This is a genomic window from Streptomyces sp. NPDC001348, assembly GCF_053597535.1.
This window is the reverse complement of record NZ_JBSFIK010000027.1, coordinates 102,241-125,131: the sequence shown is the minus strand read 5'-3', so window position 1 is coordinate 125,131 and position 22,891 is coordinate 102,241. Positions and strand designations below refer to the sequence as shown.

Here is a 22,891-nt window from a genome sequence, read left to right as displayed (position 1 = left end):
CGCGCAGCAGCAGTTCCTCCAGGGCCGGCGTGTCGACGGGGGTCGAGCCGCGCCAGCCGAACAGCAGCGGTGCCGTCCGGATCGACCGCACCAGGAAGGTCGCGTCCCGGTCGGTCACCGGGACCAGCCGGTGCGCCATGTCGCCCAGCAGCTGGGACGCGGCTCCGGCGAGCCCGAAGGAGAGCACCGCGCCGGCCGCGGGGTCGATCACGGCCCGTACGACGGTGTCGACGCCCCGCGGTGCCATCGTCTGCACCACCGGCCGGAGCTCGTCCGGCCCCCCGAACAGCCCGGTCAACTCGGCGTACGCCCAGCGCAGTTGGTCCTCGTCCGCGAGGTCGAGGCGTACGCCGCCCAGGTCGGCGCGGTGCCTGAGGTGCGGGGCGGTGGCCTTGAGGGCCACGGGGTAACCGAGGGTGCGCGCGGCCTCGGCGGCGGTGTCCGGGTCGGGCGCGGGCAGCGCGCGGTGCACCCGGATGCCGTACGTGCCGAGGAGCTCGCAGGTCTCCTCCGTGCCGAGGGTGAGGCCCTGCCCGCGGGCGAGCAGCCCGCCGATCAGCCGGGCCGCCCCCTTCTCGTCGATGTCCTCGTACTCGGGCACCTTCCCCGGGTCGGCGGCCTCCCGGCGCCACTGCGCGTACTTCACGGCCTCGGCGAGGGCACGGACGGCCCGCTCGGCGGCGGGGTAGGCGGGGATGAGGCGCGAGCAGTTCTGATCGGCGACCGCGGCCGGCGCGGGCCGGCGGTCCACCGCCGCCACGGGCGGCCGTTCCGCGGGGCGGCGGGTGTCACCCCGCTCGGGCGAGGCCGGTGCCGTACTGGCCGCGGCCGACAACGCCTCCGCGAGACCCCCGAGCTCCACGTGCACGACGAGCACCGGCTTCCCCGGCACACCGGCGGCGGCCGACCGCAGCGCCTGGGCCAGCTCCGCGTCGGCGGGCGACGCCTCCCCGATCGCCGGTATCGCGGTCACCACGACCGCGTCGCACGTGTCGTCGGCCAGCGCCCGGGACAGCGCCCTGTGGAAGTCCTCCGCCGAGGCCTGCGTCGTCAGATCGAGCGGCCGCGAGGGCCGTAGTCCCTCCGCGAGGCACTGGTCGTACGTCAGCAGGCCCAGCGACTCCGAGTTCCCGAGGATCGCCACCCGCGGTCCGGGGGGCAGCGGCTGCCGGGCGAGCAGCAGTCCCGCGTCGACCAGCTCGGTGATCGTGTCGACCCGGATCACCCCGGCCTGTCTGAGCAGCGCGGACACGGTCGTGTGCGGCAGCCGGGTGGCCCGTACCGCATGCCCCTGCGGGGCGGATCCGGCGCCCTGGACCACCACCAGCGGCTTGGCCGCGGCGGTCCGCCGGGCGAGCCGGTTGAACTTGCGGGGGTTGCCGATGGACTCCAGGTACATGAGGGCGACGTCGGTGTCCGGGTCGTCGTACCAGTACTGCAGCACATCGTTGCCGGAGACGTCGGCGCGGTTGCCGGACGACACGAAGGTGGACACGCCCGTGACGCCGGTGACCCCTCCGCCGCGCCGGTGCAGCCGGGACAGCAGTGCGATGCCGATGGCACCGGACTGGGCGAACAGCCCGATGCGGCCGGGGCGCGGCATCTCGGGGGCGAGGGAGGCGTTGAGCCGGACGTCCGGCGAGGTGTTGATGATCCCGAAGGCGTTGGGCCCGATGATCCGCATGCCGTACGTGCGGGCCTGCCTGACGAGCGCTCGCTGCCGCTCGCGTCCGTCGGGCCCGGCCTCCGCGTACCCGGCGGAGACCACGACGAGGCCCTGCACACCGTGCTCGCCGCACTCGGCGACCACCTCGGGCACGTGCTCGGCGGGCACGGCCACCACGGCCAGGTCCACGGGGCCGTCGACGTCCCGCACCGAACGGTGCGCGGGCACGCCGTCGACCTCCTTCAGGTCCTCGGGGAAGGCCCGGTTCACGGCGTACAGGTGTCCGGTGTAGCCGGCGGCCCGGATGTTGCCCAGGACACCGCGCCCCACGCCCCCGGGCGTGCGGCCGACGCCGACCACGGCGACCGCCCCCGGCACCAGCAGCCGCCGGACCGAACGGGCCTCGGCACGCTGCTCCCGCGCCTGCTGGACGGCGAGCGAGCGGTCCGTGGGTTCGAGGTCGAACTCCAGGCGTACGACGCCGTCTTCGAAGCTGCGTTTCTGGGTGTACCCGGCGTCCGTGAACACCTTGATCATCTTGGTGTTGGCGGGCAGCACCTCGGCGGCGAACCGGCGGATACCGCGCTCGCGCGCGACGGCCCCGATGTGTTCCAGCAGGGCGGAGGCGACCCCGCGGCCCTGGTGCGCGTCCTGCACCAGGAAGGCGACCTCGGCCTCGTCGGAGGGCGCGGAGGCGGGCATGCCGTCGGCGCCGATGCGGTCATAGCGTACGGTGGCGATGAACTCGCCGCCGACCGTGGCCGCGAGTCCCACCCGGTCCACAAAGTCGTGGTGCGTGAAGCGGTGGACGTCCTTGGCGGACAGGCGCGGGTACGGAGCGAAGAAGCGGTAGTACTTCGACTCGTCCGAGACCTGTTCGTAGAAGCTGACCAGCCGGTCGGCGTCATCGACGGTGATCGGCCGGATGCGCGCGGTACCGCCGTCGCGCAGCACCACGTCCGCCTCCCAGTGGGCGGGGTACTCGTGCCGGTCCTGCCGGTCCGCCGGGGTCTGCATGGGCCCCAGAGTACGGCTCGCGTCCGACAGCGGCGCGAGGCAGTCTGTGGAGGACGGTGTCGGATCGAGGCCGCGATCCGACACCGGCTCCGGACGGGACGAAGCACCGTCCGGGGACGCTTCGTGAATATGGGAAACTGGTCTAGACAACAGAGCGGTCTAGGCAACACCGAGAACTGAAGGGCAGCAACACATGGCTGAGCGCCGCGTCAACGTCGGCTGGGCCGAGGGCCTCCACGCCCGCCCCGCCTCCATCTTCGTCCGAGCCGCCACGGCCGCAGGCGTGCCGGTGACGATCGCCAAGACCGGCGGCACTCCGGTCAACGCGGCCTCCATGCTGGCCGTCCTCGGCCTCGGCGCCCAGGGCGGCGAGGAGATCGTGCTCGCCTCCGACGCCGAGGGCGCGGACGCCGCCCTGGACCGTCTGGCGAAGCTGGTCTCCGAGGGGCTCGAGGAGCTGCCCGAGACCGTCTGAACCACGGACCGCGCAGAACGGCGGAGCCGCGTCGCCCCTTTCGGGCGGCGCGGCTCCGCCGTTTCACCTGGAATTCTCCGCACACCAGGAATTCGAGCACGGAAAATACACCCCGCCGAATTGTTCTTCTTTGTATACGGTGCCCGTGTTAATTCCGCAGGCTCGGCATGTTTACGGCTTGTTGCGAAGCCCTCACACGTTCCGGGCGGTCGGCGGTGCCCGGGAAACGCAGCCGGTGGGCGGCCGTCGCCCGCTCGGTGTGCAGCGCCGTGATCGCCCGCGCGCGCTCGCCGTCGCCGCGCGCCACCGCGTCCACGATGGCGCCGTGCTCCACCCAGGACTCCACCGGGTCGGCGGGTGCCTCCACCGCGTACATCCAGGCGATCTTGTGCCGCAGCTGGGTGAGCACGGAGGTCAGCGCGTGGCTGCCGGAGGCCTGGGCTAGCGTCTCGTGGAACCAGCCGCCCAGGGAGCGCAGGTCCTCGCTGCTGCCCCTGCGGGCCCGCTCCTGGCCGAGTCTCACCAGGCCGCGCAGCACCTTGAGATGGGCCTCCGTGCGCCGCTGGGCGGCGCGGGCGGCGCCCAGCGGCTCCATCAGCACGCGCATGTCCAGCAGGTCGGCGGCCTCCTGCTCGGTCGGTTCGGCGACGCACGCGCCCGCGTGCCGCCGGGTCACCACGAAGCCCTCGGCCTCCAGGGTGCGCAGGGCCTCCCGGACGGGGACGCGCGAGACGCCGTAGCGGCGGGCGAGGAGTTCCTCGGTGAGCCGGCTGCCGCGCGCGTAGACACCGGCCACGATGTCGTCCCGGATCGCCGTGCATACCGAGTGCGCCGGAATACGCATACCGACCTCCGCCATAATCCCCGTGAAACGCCGCCGACTGACGCCCGTTCCGTGACTCTATTCCAATGCGTGCGAATTTCCGACGGCGGGCCGGAATCCATGGAGTTTTTTTGGACAGTGAAGGCCGGTGCAGAGGTGCGGAAACCACGAAAGCCCCGGCTCTCGGGCCGGGGCTTCGGGTGGGGGGGTGGATCTCGGGGTTCCTGGGGGCGATTCGGGTCAGACGTTCACGCCGTGCTTGCGGAGGTAGGCGATGGGGTCGACGTCCGAACCGTAGTCCGGGCCGGTGCGGGCCTCGAAGTGGAGGTGCGGCCCGGTGGTGTTGCCGGTCGAGCCGGACAGACCGATCTGCTGGCCCGGGGTGACCTTCTGACCGACCGAGACGCCGATGGACGACAGGTGGCCGTACTGGGTGTACATGCCGTCGGCCATCTTGATCACGATCTGGTTGCCGTACGCCCCGCCCCAGCCGGTGGACACCACGGTGCCGGAGCCGACCGCGTGGACGGCGGTGCCGCTCGCGGCGTGGAAGTCGATACCGGTGTGCGAGCCCGACGACCACAGGGAGCTGCTGGCCTGGTAGCCGGTGGAGACGTACGAGTCGGTGATCGGCGCGACGAACGCGTTCAGCCGCTTGCGCTCGGCCGCACGGGCCGCCCGTGCCTTGGCCTCCTGGGCCGCCTCGCGTGCCTTCCTCGCCTGCTCGGCGGCCTTCTTGCGCGCGGCCTCCTCGGCCGCCTTCAGCTGGGCGGCCTCCTTCTGGGCGGTGGCCTGGGCGTCGATCTGCTCGGGGACCGAGTCGCTGATGGTGATGACCGGGGTGAGGGCGGTCTGCTCGGGCGCGGGCGCGGGCTCGGCGGCGAGCGCCGGGGCGGCGAGGGCGCCGATCGCGCCCGTGGTGGCGAGGGCCGCGACGCCCGCGGCGCGGGCGGTGGTGCGGTGCATCCGGCTGGGACGGCGGTGCTTCCCGGTGGCGCGGGTGAACGCCATGAAGTGGCTGGTCCTTTCCTTCCTTCTCGCCTACCGGGTTAGCTGACGGGTTCGGAGCAGGAAGGTCTCCTACGGACCCCCTCGCGGTGTGCGCGGGCGTCCGATTCACCCCAAGGGACGATGGGTCCCCGGCTCCCCTGGCTCGCGCCGTACGGGGACTCGGCGATGACTGTCCGGTGCCGCGGGTGCGGCGCGATGCCTGACGAACAGCCCGGACGACGCTAAGCGGCGCGCCTTTCAATCCTCAAACGCGACAGGGTTTTTGTAGCGCATCCCACAGGGCAGACAGGCAACCTCTGCCTCAATTCGGACATCCTGCGAGGACTTTCGGGAACACCGTGGGGCCCTGGCGATCCATCGGTCACCAGGGCCCCACGCGCGCGTGCCGCTGCCGCGACCGCCGCTCGGCTGCCGTTCCCGCCGAGCCCTGTCGGCTACTCGGCGGCCACGACGGAGACCTCGCCGACGCCGAGCGCCTCGACGGGCTCCTTGATCTGCGCCGCGTCCCCGACCAGGACGGTCACCAGACGGTCCACCGGGAAGGCGTTGACGACCGCCGCGGTCGCCTCCACCGTGCCGGTGGCGGCGAGCTGCCGGTAAAGCGTCGCCTGGAAGTCGTCGGGCAGGTGCTGCTCGACCTGGTCGGCCAGCGTGCTCGCCACGGCGGCGGCCGTCTCGTACTTCAGCGGCGCCACCCCGACGAGGTTCTGCACGGCCACGTCGCGCTCCGCGTCGGTGAGCCCCTCGGCGGCGAGCGTGCGCAGCACCGTCCACAGGTCCTGCAGCGCGGGACCGGTGTTCGGGGTGTCAACGGAGCCGCTGATGGCGAGCATCGAGGCGCCGTCGCCCTCGGGGCCGGACCTCAGAACCTGCCCGAACGCGCGCACACCGTAGGTGTAGCCCTTCTCCTCGCGCAGCACACGGTCGAGGCGGGAGGTGAGGGTGCCGCCGAGGCAGTAGGTGCCGAGCACCTGGGCGGGCCACACCCGGTCGTGCCGGTCGGGGCCGACGCGGCCGATGAGCAGCTGGGTCTGGACGGCGCCCGGGCGGTCGACGATGACGACGCGTCCGGTGTCGTCGGCGGTCACCGGCGGCACCGGGCGGGGCTGGGCCGAGGAGCCCTGCCAGACGCCCAGGGTCTCGCCGAGCAGTGCGTCCAGATCGATGCCGGTCAGGTCGCCCACCACCACGGCGGTGGCGGTGGCGGGCCGCACGTGCCGGTCGTAGAAGGCGCGGACGGCCGCCGAGTCGATCTTGGCGACGGTGTCCTCGGTGCCCTGGCGCGGCCGGGACATCCGCGAGGTCGGCGGGAAGAGCTGCCGGGACAGCTCCTTGGCTGCGCGGCGGGAGGGGTTGGCCAGCTCGTGCGGGATCTCGTCGAGACGGTTGCGCACCAGCCGCTCGACCTCGTCGTCGGCGAACGCGGGCGCCCTGAGGGCGTCGGCCAGCAGCCCGAGCCCCTTGGCCAGGCGGGAGGCGGGAACCTCCAGGCTGAGGCGGACGCCGGGGTGGTCGGCGTGCGCGTCGAGCGTGGCACCCGCCCGCTCGAGCTCGGCGGCGAACTCCTCCGCCGAGTGCTTGTCGGTGCCCTCGGAGAAGGCCCGCGCCATGATCGTGGCGACGCCGTCCAGGCCGGCCGGCTCCGCGTCCAGGGGCGCGTCCAGGAGCACCTCGACGGCGACCACCTGCTGGCCGGGGCGGTGGCAGCGCAGGACGGTCAGACCGTTGTCGAGCGCGCCGCGCTCGGGGGCCGGGAACGCCCACGGCCTGGCCTCGCCCGCCTGGGGCTGCGGGTGGAACTCCATAGCGGCGAGCTCGCTCACTTGCCGGCCTCCTCGTTCTGGTCGCCTGCGTCCACGGTTGCCTCGGACTCCGGGTCCTCGGGTACGTCCACGTCCTCGGCCTGCTCGGCGGCCTCCGCCGAGACCGGCTCGTAGACGAGCACCGCGCGGTTGTCGGGGCGCAGGCGGGCCTTGGCGACCTCCTGGACCTCCTCTGGGGTCACCTCGAGGACGCGCTGGACGGCCGTGAGGGCGAGCTGCGGGTCGCCGAAGAGGACCGCGTACCGGCACAGTTCGTCGGCGCGGCCCGCGACCGTGCCCAGCCGGTCCAGCCACTCGCGCTCCAACTGGGCCTGGGCGCGCTCCATCTCCTCGGGGGTGGGGCCCTCCTCGGCGAACCGGGCGAGCTCCTCGTCGATCGCGCTCTCGATGACCGGCACCTCGACGTCGCCGGAGGTCTTCACGTCCAGCCAGCCCAGGGAGGGCGCCCCGGCCAGCCGCAGCAGCCCGAACCCGGCCGTGACCGCGGTGCGGTCCCGTCGTACGAGCCGGTTGTAGAGGCGGGAGGACTCGCCGCCGCCGAGGACGGTGAGCGCCAGGTCGGCCGCGTCGCACGCGCGCGTGCCGTCGTGCGGGAGCCGGTAGGCGGCCATCAGGGCGCGCGCCGGGACCTCCTCCACGACGACCTCGCGCAGCTGTTCCCCGATGACCTCCGGCAGCGAGCCGTCGCGCGGCTGGGGCTTGCCGTCGTGGGAGGGGATGGAGCCGAAGTACCTCTCGACCCAGGCGAGGGTCTGCTGGGGGTCGATGTCCCCGACGACGGAGAGGACGGCGTTGTTCGGCGCGTAGTAGGTGCGGAAGAACGCGCGCGCGTCCTCCAGCGTCGCCGCGTCCAGGTCCGCCATGGAGCCGATCGGTGTGTGGTGGTAGGGGTGGCCCTGCGGGTAGGCCAGGGCGGTCAGCTTCTCGAACGCGGTGCCGTACGGGACGTTGTCGTAGCGCTGCCGGCGCTCGTTCTTGACGACGTCGCGCTGGTTCTCCATGGACTCTTCGTCGAGGGCGGCCAGCAGCGAGCCCATGCGGTCGGCCTCCAGCCAGAGCGCGAGCTCCAGCTGGTGGGCGGGCATGGTCTCGAAGTAGTTGGTGCGTTCGAAGCTGGTGGTGCCGTTCAGCGAGCCGCCGGCGCCCTGCACCAGTTCGAAGTGGCCGTTGCCCTTCACCTGCCCGGAACCCTGGAACATCAGGTGCTCGAAGAGGTGAGCCAGACCGGTACGTCCCTTGACTTCGTGGCGGGAGCCGACGTCGTACCAGAGGCAGACCGCCGCGACGGGGGTCAGGTGGTCCTCGGAGAGCACCACGCGCAGACCGTTGGCCAGCCGGTGTTCGGTCGCTGTCAGGCCCCCGGAGCCTGCCTCGGCCGTGGTCGTGTGACCCATGGGCATGTACGTCCCTTCGCTCGCGGAGGCGGTCGTGAAACCGCGGTGTTCCTGCCGGTCCTGCCACCATATGCAAGCGTGCGCACGCCGGGCGAAGTTCCCGCGGGACGTACGCCGACAGCGGATCGCGTAGCCTGCGGGCAGCCCTGCCGCGGACGGGGCCTGTCCGGTACTCCCCCGGGGCCGGACCGGACCGCGCGGCACCGGGTCACGGCCCGCGCTGTCAGTGCCGCGGTCCACAATGGTCAGCGTCATATCCCGTCAACCGCTTCAGCAAGAGCGAGCCGAAGGGTGAGCGACCCGTAGGCGAGCGACCAGAAAAGAGGAGCCGGCAGCGATGGCCCGCCGCAGCACGAAGACCCCGCCGCCCGACGACTCGTACGAGGAGAGGATCCTCGACATCGACGTCGTGGACGAGATGCGTGGCTCCTACCTCGAGTACGCGTACTCGGTCATCTACTCGCGCGCCCTGCCGGACGCCCGCGACGGCCTCAAGCCCGTGCACCGCCGCATCGTCTACCAGATGAACGAGATGGGTCTGCGCCCCGAGCGCGGGTACGTGAAGTGCGCCCGGGTCGTCGGCGACGTCATGGGCAAGCTCCACCCGCACGGCGACGCGTCGATCTACGACGCGCTGGTGCGCATGGCGCAGCCCTTCTCCATGCGCGTGCCCCTGGTGGACGGCCACGGCAACTTCGGCTCGCTGGGCAACGACGACCCGCCGGCCGCCATGCGGTACACCGAGTGCCGGATGGCCGCGGCGACCAGCCTGATGACCGAGTCGATCGACGAGGACACGGTCGACTTCGTCCCCAACTACGACGGCCAGGAGCGGGAGCCGCTCGCCCTGCCCGCCGCGTTCCCGAACCTGCTGGTCAACGGTGCCTCCGGGATCGCGGTCGGGATGGCGACCAACATGCCGCCGCACAATCTGCGCGAGGTCGTCGCGGCCGCCCGCCATCTGATCAGGCACCCGAACGCCGACCTCGACGCCCTGATGCGGCATGTCCCGGGCCCCGACCTGCCCACCGGCGGCCGGATCGTCGGTCTGGACGGCATCCGGGACGCCTACGAGACGGGCCGCGGCACCTTCAAGATCCGTGCCACGGTGGCGGTGGAGACGGTCACCGCGCGCCGCAAGGGCCTGGTCGTGACGGAGCTGCCCTTCACCGTCGGCCCGGAGAAGGTGATCGCCAAGATCAAGGACCTGGTCGGTTCGAAGAAGCTGCAGGGCATCGCCGACGTCAAGGACCTCACCGACCGTGAGCACGGGCTGCGCCTGGTCATCGAGATCAAGAACGGCTTCGTCCCGGAGGCCGTCCTGGAGCAGCTCTACAAGCTGACGCCGATGGAGGAGTCCTTCGGTATCAACAACGTCTGCCTGGTCGACGGCCAGCCGCTCACCCTGGGCCTCAAGGAGCTGCTGGAGGTCTACCTCGACCACCGCTTCGACGTCGTCCGGCGGCGCAGCGAGTTCCGCCGCGGCAAGCGTCGCGACCGCCTGCACCTGGTCGAGGGCCTGCTCACCGCTCTCGTGGACATCGACGAGGTCATCCGGCTGATCCGCTCCAGCGACAACTCCGCGCAGGCGAAGGAGCGCCTGATGGAGCACTTCTCGCTGAGCGAGGTCCAGACCCAGTACATCCTCGAAACGCCGCTGCGGCGCCTGACCCGGTACGACCGCATCGAGCTGGAGGCGGAGAAGGACCGGCTCAACACGGAGATCGAGGAGCTGACCCGGATCCTGGAGTCGGACGCCGAGCTGCGCAAGCTGGTCTCGACCGAACTGGCGGCGGTGGCCAAGAAGTTCGGCACCGACCGGCGCACGGTCCTGCTGCAGTCCGCGGGCACCGCGGTGGCGACGGTGCCGCTGCAGGTGGCGGACGACCCGTGCCGCGTGCTGCTGTCCTCGACGGGGCTGCTGGCCCGTACCGCGAACGGCGAGCCCTTCGCCGAGGACGCCGACGACCGGCGCGCCAAGCACGACGTGATCGTCTCGGCGGTCCCGGCGACCGCGCGCGGTGAGGTGGGCGCGGTGACGTCGGCCGGCCGGCTGCTGCGGATCAACGTGGTCGACCTGCCGCAGCTGCCCGACACGGCGACGGTGCCGAACCTGTCCGGGGGTGCGCCGCTCGCGGAGTTCGTCTCCCTGGAGGACGACGAGACGGTGGTGTGCCTGACCACGCTGGACGAGTCGTCCCCGGGCCTCGCGCTGGGCACGGCGCAGGGTGTGGTCAAGCGCGTGGTGCCCGACTATCCGTCCAACAAGGAGGAGTTGGAGGTCATCACGCTGCGGGAGGGGGACCGGATCGTCGGCGCCGTGGAGCTGCGCACCGGCGAGGAGGACCTGGTGTTCGTGACCGACGACGCCCAGCTGTTGCGCTTCCAGGCGTCGATCGTCCGCCCGCAGGGCCGTCCGGCCGGCGGCATGGCGGGCATCAAGCTCGCCGAGGGCGCCAAGGTGATCTCCTTCACCGCCGTCGACCCGGCGGTGGACGCGGTGGTCTTCACGGTGGCGGGCTCGCGCGGGACGCTGGACGACTCCGTGCAGACGACGGCCAAGCTCACCCCGTTCGACCAGTACCCGCGCAAGGGCCGGGCCACCGGCGGCGTGCGCTGCCAGCGGTTCCTGAAGGGCGAGGACTGTCTGTCCCTCGCCTGGGCGGGACCGGCCCCGGCGCGGGCGGCGCAGAAGGACGGCACCCCGGTCCAGCTCCCGGAGCCGGACCCGCGCCGGGACGGTTCGGGTGTCTCGCTGCCGAAGACGGTGTCGGTGGTGGCGGGACCGGTGGTCTAGGCCGGCGGCTCTTCGAGGTCGTACTCCAGGGGGACCTCCGGGTCCTCCACGCCCTCGGGGTCCCGTACGTAACGGAGGACGCCCCACATGCCGTGCTCGTCGGTGTGCGGGGCGTCGTTCGTGCACGCCTCCAGTTCCTTGCGGAGGGTGGGCGCGTCGATGCCGCTGCCGATCAGGACGAGCTGGGTCAGGCGGGCGTCGGCGGGGCTCCAGGGCTCCGGGTAGAACCGCAGGAACCGGCCGACGGCGTGCACGGCGTAGCGGTTGCGGGTGTCGTACGGGCCGAAGTCGACGTACCCCTTGATCCGGTAGAGCCCCTCGGGCCGGCTGTCGAGGAAGGCCATCAGCCGGCGCGGTTCGAGGGGGAGTTCGCTGACGAAGGACAGGCTGTCGTACCCGGTGTGCAGATGACCGGCGTCGTCGCCGCCGTCCCCATGGGCGTGCAGGTCGTCGAAGGACAGCTGGCCCACGCGCTCCTCGCTCGGCCGGCGGTCGAAGAGGAAGCCGGGGTCGATGCGGCCGTAGGTGGCGGGGACGACGGCGGCGCGGTCGGTGAGGGAGCGCACCAGGCCGAGGACGCGCTCGCCGTCCGCGGCACGGTCGAGCTTGTTGACCACCACGAGGTCGGCGAGGGCGAGATGCCGGTCGATCCCGGGGTGCTTCGCGCGCGTGTCGTCGAACTCCGCGGCGTCGACGACCTCGACCAGCCCGCCGTAGACGATCCCGGGATGCTCGCTGGCCAGCACCATCCGGACGAGTTCCTGGGGTTCGGCGAGTCCGCTGGCCTCGATGACGATGACGTCGACGCCGGTGGAGGGGTTGGCGAGCCGCTCCAGGTAGACGTCGAGCTCAGTGGCGTCGACGGCACAGCACAGACATCCGTTGCCGAGCGAGACGGTCGAGTCGCCGAGCGCTCCGGCGACCGCCATGGCGTCGATCTCGACGGCACCGAAGTCGTTGACGATCGCTCCGACGCGACTGCCTCGGCTGCGGTGCAGGAGGTGGTTGAGGAGCGTGGTCTTCCCCGAGCCGAGGAAACCGGCGAGTACGACGACCGGGATCTGCTGCGGACTGCGGCTGTGCTCCAACGTGCGGCCTCTCTCACGCGGACGCGTGCACCGGCTCGCGGCCCGGCGCACGGTACGGGGACGGAATGCCGCCCCAGGATACGAGTGGTCGGAAACACGACGAAGTGAACGATTGTCAGCAGCTCCCGCGGGGCAGACGTCGGGCATGGCGCCGTGGCGTGCGACCCCACTTCCCTCCGTGCGCCGCCTCTCCGCCTCCCCGCCGATCAGAGCCGCTCGGCACTCTGGGAGACGGCAAGCGCCCACCGCTCACCGGTCCCCTCCAGTCGACCCAGGCCCGGCAGTCGACCCGCATCCCGACGACCGGCGGACGGCCGCCCGATACGGGGGTTGACATGACCACACAGAAATGCCGGAGGGCGCGGGGGCTCGGCCGCGTCGCGGCAGCGGCCCTCGCGCTTTCGGTCACCGCAACCGTGGCTTCCCTGCTGGCGCACCGCCACGCCGTCGAGGCACTCGTCCGCGCCAACACAGAGGTGCTGCGGCGCTTGGACGCACTGGAGGACCAGCGCCGACGGGCCGGGAGGCGGACGGACCTCATCGAGTACCAGCGCGACCACCGGCAGCTTCTGCGGGCGGCGATGGAGGACCAGGAACTGCTCGTCGTCCTGGACACCTATGACGCCGGCCTCTCCCCGCATGTCCAGAAGCAGTACCTGTTCGCCAACGCCCTCTACGTGCACGCGCTGAACGGCTACCGCTTGGGGCTGCTGACCCGTGGTGAGCTGCGCGGGCACATCCGCGTGCTCTTCCAGAACCCCGTCATGCGCGACTACTGGGAAGCCACCCGGCCACACCGCGCGAGCCTGCGGGACGATTCCGAGGAAGCCGAGATCGGCCGGATGACGGACGAACTGCTGCTGGAGCTGGACGAGGCGGACACGGACGAGTGGTGGGTCGTGGGTGATTCTCCCGCGGACTGACACGTCGGGGCCCACGTCATTCAGGGCCGTGATGTCATCTCCACCACCGTGATCCGCGTTGTCACTCGCTCAGGCGACGAGTCTGGCCCCACGCGCGATCTCCTCAGGCTAGGTTGTGCGTCGCCTGCACAGGAGCGCACCCGCCGTCGCAGCAGGCCCAACCGCTGCCACCCCCGGAGACCACCCCTCTCCGGCGGTCGGCACGAGGACAGCCATTGACCGACCCAAGCAAGGACCGGGATCGACTTGAAGATCGTGCGCCGCATTGGTGCCTCACCTCGTGAGAGAGGGAGCGTGACCGGGCAGTCCTGCCCGGACATCTTTGAACTGCAGGACGGGAGCTTCGCCGTGATCGGGACGGACCGCACGGAGGCGCTGGACGCCGAGCTGCCCGCCGACGCCGCTCGCGCCCACTACGAGAGGATCGTGGTGATCACGCGCGACACGCTGGTTCGCGCGAAAGCGGACATCCCTGACGCGTAGCGGGGCCTCTGGCTTCGGAGCAGTCGGATGAGCGACGGGCAGGAGTTCCGCCGCGCCCGAAGACCCCGGGGGCACGACGACCGGGGAGCCCGATTACCACGACACCCGGTGACTTTGGCGAGCGACGGGTGCCGAGCAGAGGGCTCCCCGGCGGTCGGGCCGCACGGAACCTCACGAAAGGAAACCGCAGTGAACGACCCAACGCTGGATGAAGGTACCGCAGGTCAGCCCAGGCAGACGCCTCCGGACAGGCCGGTCTTCGCCTTGTTGCCCGGCGCGGTGGCCCTGCTGACGGCCGTCGGGATGCTGCTGCTGATCATCACGGGGCAGACCGAACACCTCGCCCCGGTGGCCGCCTTCGGCGGCAGTGTCTTCGTCGGGGACGCCGCCGCCAACGTGACCATCAACGTGATGCGACGGTAGCCTCCCTCGCTCGGGCTTCAGGCCACCGTCGGCACCACGACGGGTGCCTGAGGTCCGACGTACCTGGCCACCGGACGGATGATCTTCGAGTCCGCCGCCTGCTCCAGGACGTTGGCGCTCCAGCCCACCACCCGGCCGGCCGCGAAGGTGGGCGTGAACATCTCGCGTGGCAGCCCGCACAGTTCCATGACCACGCCCGCGTAGAACTCGACGTTGGTGTGGAGTTCACGCCCGGGCTTCAGCTCGGCGAGGATCGCCTCGACCCTGCGCTCGACCTCGACGGCGAAGTCCACGCGCGGCCCGCCGAAGCCCAGGGCGATGTCGCGCAGCATCCGCGAACGGGGGTCCTCCGTGCGGTATACCGCGTGTCCGAAGCCCATGACGCGGTCCCCCGCGAGGACTCGTTCCCGGATCCAGGAGTCGATCCGGTCCGGCGTCCCGATGGCGTCCAGGGTGTCGAGGGCACGGCTCGGCGCACCCCCGTGCAGCGGCCCCGACAGCGCTCCGACGGCACCCACCAGGCAGGCCGCCACATCCGCGCCGGTCGACGCGATGACCCTGGCCGTGAAGGTTGAGGCGTTGAAGCCGTGATCAATGGTTGAGATCAAGTACTGCTCGATGGCGCGGGCCCGCCGCGGGTCCGGTTCCGACCCCGTCAGCATGTACAGGTAGTTCGCCGCGTAGGGGAGGTCCTCGCGCGGGTCCACCGGCTCCAGCCCCCGTCCGAGCCGGTAGAGGGCGGTGAGCAGGGTGGGCACGGCCGCGCAGGCGGCGACGGTGTCCGCGCGGCGCCGGTCGGCGTCCATGTCGTAGACGGGCCGGAAGCCCCTCGCCGCACCGAGGAGCGACAGTGCCGTGCGCATCCCGGCCAGCGGACCGGAGACGCGGCTCGCCGCCGCGATGGCGGGCAGGGCGGTGCGCACCTCGTCGGGCAGCCGGCGCAGCGCCGCGGTCTCGGCGGCGAAGGCGGCACCGCGCCCGGCGTCCGGCAGTTCGCCGTGGACCAGGAGATGCCAGACGTCCTCGAATCCGCGCGTCTGAGCAAGGTCGACGGCGGAGTACTGGCGGTAGTGGTAGAAGCCCTCGAGTCCCCGCACGTCACCGATCCGGGTGTCGGTGACGACGACGCCGGCGAGTCCGCGTGGCACCTCGGTGAGGGTGGTTGCGGCCCTGTTGATGGACATGTCTCTTCCTCCCTGTACTTGATTTGACGATCCATGATTGACTAAATGATTGTCAATATTGACTGGATCAATGTATGGGGAGGCGGCTACCGTGGCCCCATGCGCGATCAAGACCCCGCTTCCGGCCGTCCGGAGCGTCGGCTGAGCACCAAGGAGACCGCCGAGCTGCTCGGGGTGAAACCCGAGACCGTGTACGCGTACGTCAGCCGCGGTCAGCTCAGCAGCAGGCGGGCGCCGGGAGGGCGCGGCAGTACCTTCGACGCGGAGGAGGTGGCGGCGCTCGCCCGGCGCAACAGGCGGGAGGGCGGCGGAACCGCGGGGGCCGTGGGCGAACCGTCCGTTCGGACCCGGATCACGCTGATCGACAAGGACCGGTACTTCTTCCGTGGGGTCGACGCCACCGAACTCGCCACGCGCCACTCCTACGAGGAGGTCGCCGAGTGGCTGTGGACCGGTCGGATGCGTCCCGGCGTCACCTTCACGGCACCCGAACGGGCCGTCACCGTCGCCCGCCGCGCGGTGCGGTCCCTGCCCGAGCACACCACACCCGTCGACCGACTGCGGGTCGCGGCCATCGCCGCCGCCGCCGAGGACCCGATGCGCTTCGACCTGTCGGAGGAGGCCGTGCTCGGCACCGCGCGCGTCCTCATCCCGACCCTCGTCGCGGCCCTGCCCCAGCGGCCCTCCGCCCGGCCGGACGCCGGCCCGCTCGCCCACCGGCTGTGGAGCCGGCTGACCGGGTACGAGGCCGACGAGGCGTCCCTTCGGGTCCTGGACACGGCTCTCGCCCTGCTCGCCGACCACGACCTCGCCGCCTCCACGCTGGCCGTGCGGGTGGCCGCCTCCGCCCGTGCGCACCCCTACGCGGCCGTCTCCGCCGGGCTCGGGGTGATCGAAGGCCCGTTGCACGGCGCCGCCAGCGGTCTCGCCCACCGGCTGCTGGTCGATGTACTGGACCAGGGCACCGCCGTGCCGGTCATCGCCGACGAACTGCGGGCCGGCCGCCGCATCCCCGGACTCGGACACCGGCTCTACACGGGTGAGGACCCACGCGCGCGTGTTCTGTTCGGCCTCCTGGAGCAGGTCCCGCGCGCCGAGTCCGCCCTCCTCGCGGCCCGGGACATCGTCGCCACCACCGCCCGTCACGCCCCGCTGCACGCCAACGTGGACCTGGCTCTCGCCGTGTTCACCGTGGCCACCGGCATGCCCGCCACCGCCGGCGAGACGGTCTTCGCCGTCGCCAGGACCGCGGGCTGGATCGCCCACGCGCTGGAGGAGTATGGGGAACGCCCGCTGCGCATGCGCCCCAGCGGCCACTACGTCGGCCCGCTGCCTCCTCAGCCCCTGCCCGGGTAGCCGCACGGGAGGGGCGGCTGGAAGCCACTTGCGGGGAAGTCAGGTTAGGCTCACCTGTGTGAGTAGGTGTGCGACCGTCTCCCGGAACCTCGAGGAACCCGTGTCCGGTACCGCGGCCACGGCGACGACATGGCTGCTGCTCGAGCAGCCGGGGCCGTGGGGTGCCAAGGCGCTCACTTCGAGCCACCTGGACCCCGCGCTGGGCCGCGCCCTGGAGGCCGCCGCCGAGGGCACGGGCGTCCGGATCGCGCTCATCCGCCGCCCCGGCCGGCACGCCGACCCCCGGACACCCGCCGTGCGCCAGGTGTACGTGGCCCACACCGCCCCCGGAGACGGGTGGCTGCACCAGGCCGCCACCCGCGATCCGCGACAGCTGCTCGGTCTCGACTTCGCCGCCCTGGGCGCCGGTGACCACCGCAGCTTCGGCACGGCGCTCGGCGGTCGGCCGCACGAGGACGGTCCGCTCGCCCTCGTCTGCACCAACGGCAGACGCGACCGCTGCTGCGCCCTCCTCGGCCGTCCCCTCGCGGCCGAACTCGCCGCGTCCGGCCTACGGGGCACGTGGGAGGTCACTCATCTGGGTGGCCATCGCTTCTCGCCGACCGTGCTCGTGCTGCCGTACGGATACGCCTACGGCAGGGCCGAGACCCACGCCGTCAAGGAAGTGCTGCACGGCGTCCAGGAGGGCCGTGTGGTGGTCGAGGGGTGCCGGGGGCGGTCCGCCTGGGACCGGCCCGGCCAAGCGGCCGAGCTGGCCGTGCGCTCGGCGACGGGCGAGTACGCGGCGGAGGCGCTGAGCGTCGTACGGACTGACGGCGCCGCGCCGCGCTGGGAGGTCACCGTCGCCCACGCCGACGGCCGCCACTGGCGGGTGACCGTGGCCCAGGGAGCCTCGCAGCCGCCCCGTCCGGAGAGCTGCGGTGCCGCCGTGCTCGGCTCACCGGCCCGGATGGACGTGGTGGCGGTGCGGGAACTGACGGCGGCGGGGCTGGTGGGCTGAGCACTCCGCGCGGACCCGTTCCCCGGAAACGGCCTCACCGTTCCCCAAGAACTGGTCAAGAGATCCACGCCACACCCCTTCGGCGGCACCCGCCCGCCCACGTACCGTCTTGGGTATGAGCCCCACTCCCTCCGCACGCCGCCGGCGCCTCGGTCTGCCGCGGCGGGTGTTCTCGCAGGTCCTGCTGATGCAGGTGGCGATCGCCGCGGGGGTCGCGGTGCTTGCCACCGGGCTGTTCCTGGCACCGCTGAGCAAGCAGCTCGATCAGGAGGCGATGCGCCGGGCGCTCGCCATCGCCGAGACCACGGCGCAGGACCCGAAGATCGCCCAAGGAGTCCTGAGCACCCCGCCCAGTGCCGACGGCCCGGTGCAGAAGGAGGCGGAGCGCATCCGCAGGGCCACTGGTGCCGAGTACATCGTGGTGATGGACCGGCGCGGGTTCCGCTGGTCGCACACCGACCCAAGGCGGATAGGCGGACACGTCTCGACCGACCCCGGCAAGGCCCTGGCGGGCGACGAGGTCATGGAGATAGACAGCGGCACCCTGGGCCGTTCCGCGCGCGGCAAGGTGCCGCTGTACGACACCCACCACCGGATCGTCGGCGCGGTCTCGGTCGGCATCGAGTACAGCAGCGTGCGAGCCAGTCTGATCGGCGCGATCCCGGGGCTGTTCGCCTACGCGGGCGGTGCCCTCGCGGTCGGCGCGCTGGCCGCCTGGCTGATCTCCCGCAGAGTGCAACGGCAGACCCGGGACCTGGCCTTCTCCGACATATCCGCGCTGCTCGACGAACGCGAGGCGATGCTGCACGGCATCCGCGAGGGCGTCGTCGCCCTCGACCGCGCAGGCCGCATCCGTCTGCTCAACGACGAGGCACGGCGCCTGCTCGGCATCGGTGACGAAGCCGTGGGCCGGTCGCTGGACGAGGCGCTGGGCGCGGGCCGTACGACCGATGTACTGGCCGGCCGGGTCACCGGCACCGACCTGCTCACCGTGCGCGGCCAGCGGGTACTGGTCGCCAACCGCATGCCCACCGATGACGGCGGCGCGGTGGCCACCCTGCGCGACCGCACCGAGCTGGAGCAGCTCGGCCGCGAACTCGACTCCACGCGCGGCCTGATCGACGCGCTGCGCGCCCAGGACCACGAGCACGCCAACCGCATGCACACGCTGCTGGGCCTGCTGGAGCTGGAGATGTACGACGACGCGGTGGAGTTCGTCGGCGAGGTGGTCGGTGACCACCGGGTCACCGCGGAGCAGGTCACCGAGAAGATCAAGGATCCGCTGCTGGCCGCCCTGCTGGTCGGCAAGGCGACCGTCGCGGCCGAGCGCGGGGTGGCCCTGTGGGTCTCGGACCGCAGCCGGCTGCCGGACCGGCTGGTCGACCCGAGGGGACTGGTCACGGTCGTGGGCAACCTGGTCGACAACGCGCTCGACGCCGTCGGGGGGACTCCGCACGCGCGCGTGGAGGTCGAGTTGCGCGCCGAGGGGCGTACGGCCGTCCTCGGGGTGCGCGACACCGGGCCCGGGATTCCGGAGGAGCAGCGGGAGATGATCTTCACCGAGGGCTGGTCGACCAAGAAGCCGCCGGCGCACGGCAAGCGCGGCCTCGGGCTCTCCCTGGTACGCCGGTTCGCCGAGCGGCAGGGCGGGAGCGCCACGGTGAGCGAGGCGGACGGCGGCGGCGCCCAGTTCACGGTCGTACTGCCGGAGGCACTGACCGAGCCGGATCTGGAGGCGGGTCCGGAGCCGGCCCTGGCCGCGTCCGGGCCGGCCGCCGACGAGGAGGAGGCGCGATGATCGAGGTCCTGGTCGTGGACGACGACATACGGGTGGCCCGGGTCAACGCCGCCTACGTCGAGAAGGTCCCGGGCTTCCATGTGGCCGCGGAGGCGCACAGCGCGGCCGACGCGCTGCACCGGCTGGAGACGCTGCCGCGGCTCGACCTGGTCCTGATGGACCACTACCTGCCCGACGAGACGGGGCTGGCGGTGGTGCAGGAGATGCGCCGGCGGGGTCACCAGACCGATGTGATCATGGTGACGGCCGCCCGGGACGTGGCGACCGTGCAGGCCGCGATGCGGCAGGGCGCCCTGCAGTACCTGGTCAAGCCGTTCGCCTTCCCCGGCCTCCGGGCGAAGCTCGAGGCCTACGCACGGCTGCGCCGCACCCTCGACGGCGGCGGAGAGGCCGAACAGGCTGAGGTGGACCGCATCTTCGGCGCGCTGTCCGCGCCGGCGGAGCCCGAACTGCCCAAGGGCCACTCCCCCACCACCGCGGAACTGGTGCGGCAGGCTCTGATGAACGCCACCGGCCCGCTGTCCGCCCAGGAGATCGCCGAGCGGACCGGGGTGAGCCGGCAGACCGCGCAGCGTTATCTGAAGCTGCTGGAGCGCACCGGCCGGGCCAGGCTGACCCTGAAGTACGGCGACGCGGGCCGCCCGGAACACCGTTACGTGTGGGCGACCCGCGCCTGACGGGGTCGGAGGGTCGGTCAGCCCGCCTACTTGGCGGCCTTGTCGACGAACTCGGTCGTGTAGGTCTTGCTCAGGTCCACCTTGGCGTTCTTGATGTTGGGGTTGAACGCCTTGAGGACCTTCTCGACCGTCGCGGGGCCGTCCTTGGGCATCACACCGTCGTCGGTGAACATCGGGAGGGTGCTCTTGATGGCCTCGGCATACAGCGTCTTGTTGCCCTGGGAGTAGTCGGCGGGCATCTTGGCCGCGATCTCGGACGCGCTGTGGGCCGACATCCACTTGAGCGTCTTGACGAACGCGTTGGCCAGCTTCTGGACGGTGTCCTTGTGGCTGTTCACCCAGTCCGTCTGCATGTACAGACTGGACGACGGGTACGGGCCGCCGAGCGCCTGCTGCGAGCCCTCGGGCGTCCGCATGTCGAGGAGGACCTTGCCCGCCTTCTTGTCCAGGATCGTGGCGACGGTCGGATCGGTCGTCATACCGGCGTCGATCGAGCCCTGCTGCAGCGCCGAGATGAAGGTCGGCCCGGCACCGACGGCGATCGGGCTGAACTCACTGACCTTCACGCCGTTCTTGACGGCGAGGTACTTGGTGAGGAAGTCGGTCGAGGAGCCGAGGCCCGTGATGCCGAGCTTCTTGCCCTTGAAGTCCTTCGGCGAGGTGATGTCGCCCGCCTTCTTGGTGGAGACGACCTCCACCTCGCCCGGCGCGTGCGAGAACTGCACGACGGACTCCACGCTCTTGCCCTTCGTCTGCAGGTCGAGGGTGTGGTCGTAGAAGCCGACCGCGCCCTGGACCTGGCCGGAGACGAGCGCGGTCTCGGCCTGGACACCGGCGGGCTCGCTGAGCATCTCGACGTCGAGGCCCTCGGAGTCGAAGTAGCCGAGCCGCTGGGTGAGCATCGCCGGCAGGTAGATGACCTTGTCCAGGCCGCCGACCATGATCTTGACCTTCGTGCCCTTGCCGTCGCCCTTGCTGCCGGCGGACGAGCTGCTGCTCGCCGCGTCGTTGGCGCAGGCGGTGAGCGAGGACAGGGCGAGCAGGCCGGAGACGGCGAGCGAGGCGTATCTGGCGGTCTTGCGCATGGCGGTTCACGTCCTTGTGAGGGGGCGGTGCGGAGGGAAGGGGGGTGTCTTGGAGCGCTCGGCTCGGGGCGGTGTCGGCCGGGCCGGGCTCAGTGGCCTGAGCGGGCCGGGCTCAGTGGCCGGAGTTCGCCGGCTTCCACCGGAAGATGCGGCGCTCGGCGAAGGTGAGCGCGCCCTCGGCGACGAGAGCGACGGCCGCGAGGATGACCATCGCGGCATACACACCGGCGGCGTTGAAGGTGCCCTGGGACTGGGCTACGAGCATTCCGATGCCCTTGGTGGCGCCGATGAACTCGCCGACGATGGCGCCGATGAGGGCGAAACCGAAGCTGACATGGAGGCTGGTGAAGATCCAGGAGGTCGCCGACGGGATGACCACCTGAAGGGTCACCCGGCGATCACTGGCACCGAGGATCCGGGCGTTGGCGACCAGGTTGCGGTCGACCTCGCGGGCCCCCTGGAAGGCGTTGAAGAACACCGGGAAGAACACCAGCACCACGGCCGACGCGACCTTGGACGCCGGGCCGAGGCCGAACCAGATCACGAAGATCGGGGCCAGCACGATCCTGGGGATGGAGTTGAGCACCTTGACGTACGGGCCGAGAACATCGGCGAGGAAGGCGATCCGTCCCAGGGCGATACCGAAGACCACACCGGTGACCACACCGATGACCCAGCCGAGCAGCGCCTCCTGCAGCGTGGCCCAGATCTGCTCGCCCAGCGAGCCCTGTGCCGTTCCGTGCATCACCCAGGTGGTGATCTGGTCCCAGATCTGCGAGGGCATCGAGAAGTTGAACGGGTCGACGACCTTGGCCCGGGACAGCGCTTCCCACAGACCGAGCACGGCCACCAGGAGGAGCACCCGTGCGGCGTAGACGATCACCTTGCGTCTGCGCGCGGCTGCGGCGCGCGACTGCGCACGGCCCGGCACCTTCGCGGTGTCGACGACCGGCGTGCTGAGAACCTCAGGCGACATTGGCGGCACCCCTCTCGCGGGTGATGCGGACCTCTTCGCCGAGCGACTCCCAGATCTCGCGGTAGATCTCGATGAAGCGCGGCTCCAGGCGTACCTGCTCGACCTTGCGCGGCCGCGGCAGGTCGATCTCGAAGACCTGCTTGACGGTCGCGGGCCCGGCGGTCATCACGACCACCTTGTCGGCCAGCGCGATGGACTCCTCCAGGTCGTGGGTGACGAAGACGACGGAGGCGCCCGTGCCCTCCCACAGCTCCAGCAGCTCGTCCGACATCAGCGCCCGGGTCTGCACGTCGAGTGCCGAGAACGGCTCGTCCATCAGCAGGATCTCGGGGTCGTTGACGAAGGTCGCGGCGAGGGCGACGCGCTTGCGCTGACCGCCCGACAGCTGGTGGGGGTAGCGGTCCTCGAAGGCGGCGAGGCCGACCCGGGCCAGCCACTCGCGAGCCTTCTGCTTGGCCTCCGCCTTCGGAACGCCACGGAAGCGCGGGCCGGCCATGACGTTGGACAGCACCGTCCGCCAGGGGAAGGTGGCGTCCTGCTGGAAGACGAAGCCGACCTTGTCGCCGACGCCCTTCACCGGCTCACCGGCGACCAGCACATCACCCTCGGTGGGCTCCTCGAGGCCACTGACCAGGGTCAGCGTGGTGGACTTTCCGCAGCCGGTGGGGCCGACGACGGCCACGAACTCACCGCGCCCGACGGTGAGGTCCAGGTCACGGACGGCCGTGTGCAGACCCCCCGACGGGGTCCTGAAGGTCTTGCTCGCACCCCGCAGCTCGATGGCGGGGCTGGTGTCTGCGCTCATGGCCCGGGACGGTAGGTGTGGTCCGGGCCACAGCATCAGTCTTCTGAGCGCAAGCCATTCTTTTGCTCGCAAGAGCCTGTTGTGCTC

Annotated in this window: 19 protein-coding genes and 1 riboswitch; of the genes, 9 read left to right on the top strand and 10 right to left on the bottom strand. The window is 71.6% G+C overall.

Annotation, left to right across the window (positions count from 1 at the left end):
- On the bottom strand, positions 1 to 2,683 hold a 2,683-nt coding region (locus ACWC21_RS26375), incomplete at its 3' end, for a bifunctional acetate--CoA ligase family protein/GNAT family N-acetyltransferase (protein WP_450885303.1).
- Positions 2,684 to 2,876: 193 nt separating this feature from the next.
- On the opposite strand from ACWC21_RS26375, the gene ACWC21_RS26370 reads away from it, so the two are divergent.
- A complete protein-coding gene (locus ACWC21_RS26370; protein WP_361799811.1) occupies positions 2,877 to 3,158 on the top strand; it encodes an HPr family phosphocarrier protein in 282 nt (93 codons plus the stop codon).
- 148 nt (positions 3,159 to 3,306) lie between these two features.
- Here the strand turns inward: ACWC21_RS26370 and ACWC21_RS26365 are convergent, their stop codons facing one another.
- The 4 genes from ACWC21_RS26365 to ACWC21_RS26350 all read right to left on the bottom strand — a co-directional run bounded on the left by ACWC21_RS26365 (position 3,307) and on the right by ACWC21_RS26350 (position 8,215).
- Positions 3,307 to 4,002, bottom strand: a complete 696-nt coding sequence (locus tag ACWC21_RS26365) for a GntR family transcriptional regulator (RefSeq protein WP_450885302.1) — start codon at positions 4,000 to 4,002, stop codon at positions 3,307 to 3,309.
- A gap of 219 nt (positions 4,003 to 4,221) precedes the next feature.
- Complete coding sequence (locus ACWC21_RS26360; protein ID WP_450885301.1) at positions 4,222 to 4,992, bottom strand: M23 family metallopeptidase; 771 nt, start codon at positions 4,990 to 4,992, stop codon at positions 4,222 to 4,224.
- Positions 4,993 to 5,005: 13 nt separating this feature from the next.
- Positions 5,006 to 5,167: riboswitch (cyclic di-AMP (ydaO/yuaA leader) on the bottom strand.
- Positions 5,168 to 5,426: 259 nt separating this feature from the next.
- Positions 5,427 to 6,815: a M16 family metallopeptidase gene (locus ACWC21_RS26355; RefSeq protein WP_450885300.1), complete on the bottom strand. Its 1,389-nt coding sequence runs from the start codon at positions 6,813 to 6,815 to the stop codon at positions 5,427 to 5,429.
- Positions 6,812 to 8,215 carry a M16 family metallopeptidase gene (locus tag ACWC21_RS26350; RefSeq protein WP_450885299.1) on the bottom strand — a complete coding sequence of 468 codons (1,404 nt, stop codon included), beginning with the start codon at positions 8,213 to 8,215 and terminating at the stop codon, positions 6,812 to 6,814. The genes ACWC21_RS26355 and ACWC21_RS26350 overlap by 4 nt, the downstream gene beginning before the upstream one ends.
- 331 nt (positions 8,216 to 8,546) lie before the next feature.
- Here ACWC21_RS26350 and ACWC21_RS26345 point away from each other — a divergent pair, with 331 nt between their 5' ends.
- Positions 8,547 to 11,006, top strand: coding sequence for a DNA gyrase/topoisomerase IV subunit A (locus ACWC21_RS26345; RefSeq protein ID WP_450885298.1), 2,460 nt, complete (start codon positions 8,547 to 8,549; stop codon positions 11,004 to 11,006).
- Here ACWC21_RS26345 and ACWC21_RS26340 read toward each other — a convergent pair.
- The gene (locus ACWC21_RS26340) at positions 11,003 to 12,094 is read right to left on the bottom strand and encodes a CobW family GTP-binding protein (RefSeq protein ID WP_450885297.1); all 1,092 of its coding nucleotides are present in this window, start codon (positions 12,092 to 12,094) and stop codon (positions 11,003 to 11,005) included. The genes ACWC21_RS26345 and ACWC21_RS26340 overlap by 4 nt on opposite strands.
- Positions 12,095 to 12,429: 335 nt before the next feature.
- Between ACWC21_RS26340 and ACWC21_RS26335 the strand changes: the two genes are divergently transcribed.
- From ACWC21_RS26335 to ACWC21_RS26325, 3 genes are all read left to right on the top strand, one after another.
- Positions 12,430 to 13,017 (top strand): DUF6082 family protein, encoded by a 588-nt coding sequence (locus ACWC21_RS26335; RefSeq protein WP_450885296.1) that lies wholly within the window; start codon positions 12,430 to 12,432, stop codon positions 13,015 to 13,017.
- A gap of 246 nt (positions 13,018 to 13,263) precedes the next feature.
- On the top strand, positions 13,264 to 13,500 hold the full coding sequence (locus ACWC21_RS26330) for a hypothetical protein (RefSeq protein WP_450885295.1): 237 nt from the start codon (positions 13,264 to 13,266) through the stop codon (positions 13,498 to 13,500).
- 189 nt (positions 13,501 to 13,689) lie between these two features.
- A complete protein-coding gene (locus ACWC21_RS26325) occupies positions 13,690 to 13,923 on the top strand; it encodes a hypothetical protein (protein WP_450885294.1) in 234 nt (77 codons plus the stop codon).
- Positions 13,924 to 13,940: 17 nt separating this feature from the next.
- On the opposite strand, the gene ACWC21_RS26320 is transcribed toward ACWC21_RS26325, so the two are convergent.
- Positions 13,941 to 15,107, bottom strand: coding sequence for a citrate synthase/methylcitrate synthase (locus ACWC21_RS26320; RefSeq protein ID WP_450885293.1), 1,167 nt, complete (start codon positions 15,105 to 15,107; stop codon positions 13,941 to 13,943).
- Positions 15,108 to 15,206: 99 nt separating this feature from the next.
- On the opposite strand from ACWC21_RS26320, the gene ACWC21_RS26315 reads away from it, so the two are divergent.
- The 4 genes from ACWC21_RS26315 (at position 15,207) to ACWC21_RS26300 (ending at position 19,938) form a co-directional block, all read left to right on the top strand.
- Entirely contained in the window at positions 15,207 to 16,463 is a 1,257-nt protein-coding gene (locus tag ACWC21_RS26315) for a citrate/2-methylcitrate synthase (RefSeq protein ID WP_450885292.1), read from the top strand.
- 58 nt (positions 16,464 to 16,521) lie between these two features.
- Positions 16,522 to 17,463 (top strand): sucrase ferredoxin, encoded by a 942-nt coding sequence (locus tag ACWC21_RS26310; RefSeq protein ID WP_450885291.1) that lies wholly within the window; start codon positions 16,522 to 16,524, stop codon positions 17,461 to 17,463.
- 115 nt (positions 17,464 to 17,578) lie between these two features.
- Entirely contained in the window at positions 17,579 to 19,261 is a 1,683-nt protein-coding gene (locus tag ACWC21_RS26305) for an ATP-binding protein (protein WP_450885290.1), read from the top strand.
- Positions 19,258 to 19,938, top strand: coding sequence for a DUF7342 family protein (locus ACWC21_RS26300; RefSeq protein ID WP_450885289.1), 681 nt, complete (start codon positions 19,258 to 19,260; stop codon positions 19,936 to 19,938). Before ACWC21_RS26305 ends, ACWC21_RS26300 begins: the two co-directional genes overlap by 4 nt.
- 26 nt (positions 19,939 to 19,964) lie before the next feature.
- Here ACWC21_RS26300 and ACWC21_RS26295 read toward each other — a convergent pair whose 3' ends face one another.
- The 3 genes from ACWC21_RS26295 to ACWC21_RS26285 form a co-directional block, all read right to left on the bottom strand.
- Positions 19,965 to 21,023: an ABC transporter substrate-binding protein gene (locus ACWC21_RS26295; protein WP_450885288.1), complete on the bottom strand. Its 1,059-nt coding sequence runs from the start codon at positions 21,021 to 21,023 to the stop codon at positions 19,965 to 19,967.
- Positions 21,024 to 21,135: 112 nt separating this feature from the next.
- Positions 21,136 to 21,999, bottom strand: a complete 864-nt coding sequence (locus ACWC21_RS26290; protein ID WP_450885287.1) for an ABC transporter permease — start codon at positions 21,997 to 21,999, stop codon at positions 21,136 to 21,138.
- Positions 21,989 to 22,804, bottom strand: a complete 816-nt coding sequence (locus ACWC21_RS26285; RefSeq protein WP_389148717.1) for an ABC transporter ATP-binding protein — start codon at positions 22,802 to 22,804, stop codon at positions 21,989 to 21,991. The genes ACWC21_RS26290 and ACWC21_RS26285 overlap by 11 nt, the downstream gene beginning before the upstream one ends.
- Positions 22,805 to 22,891 lie beyond the last annotated feature (87 nt).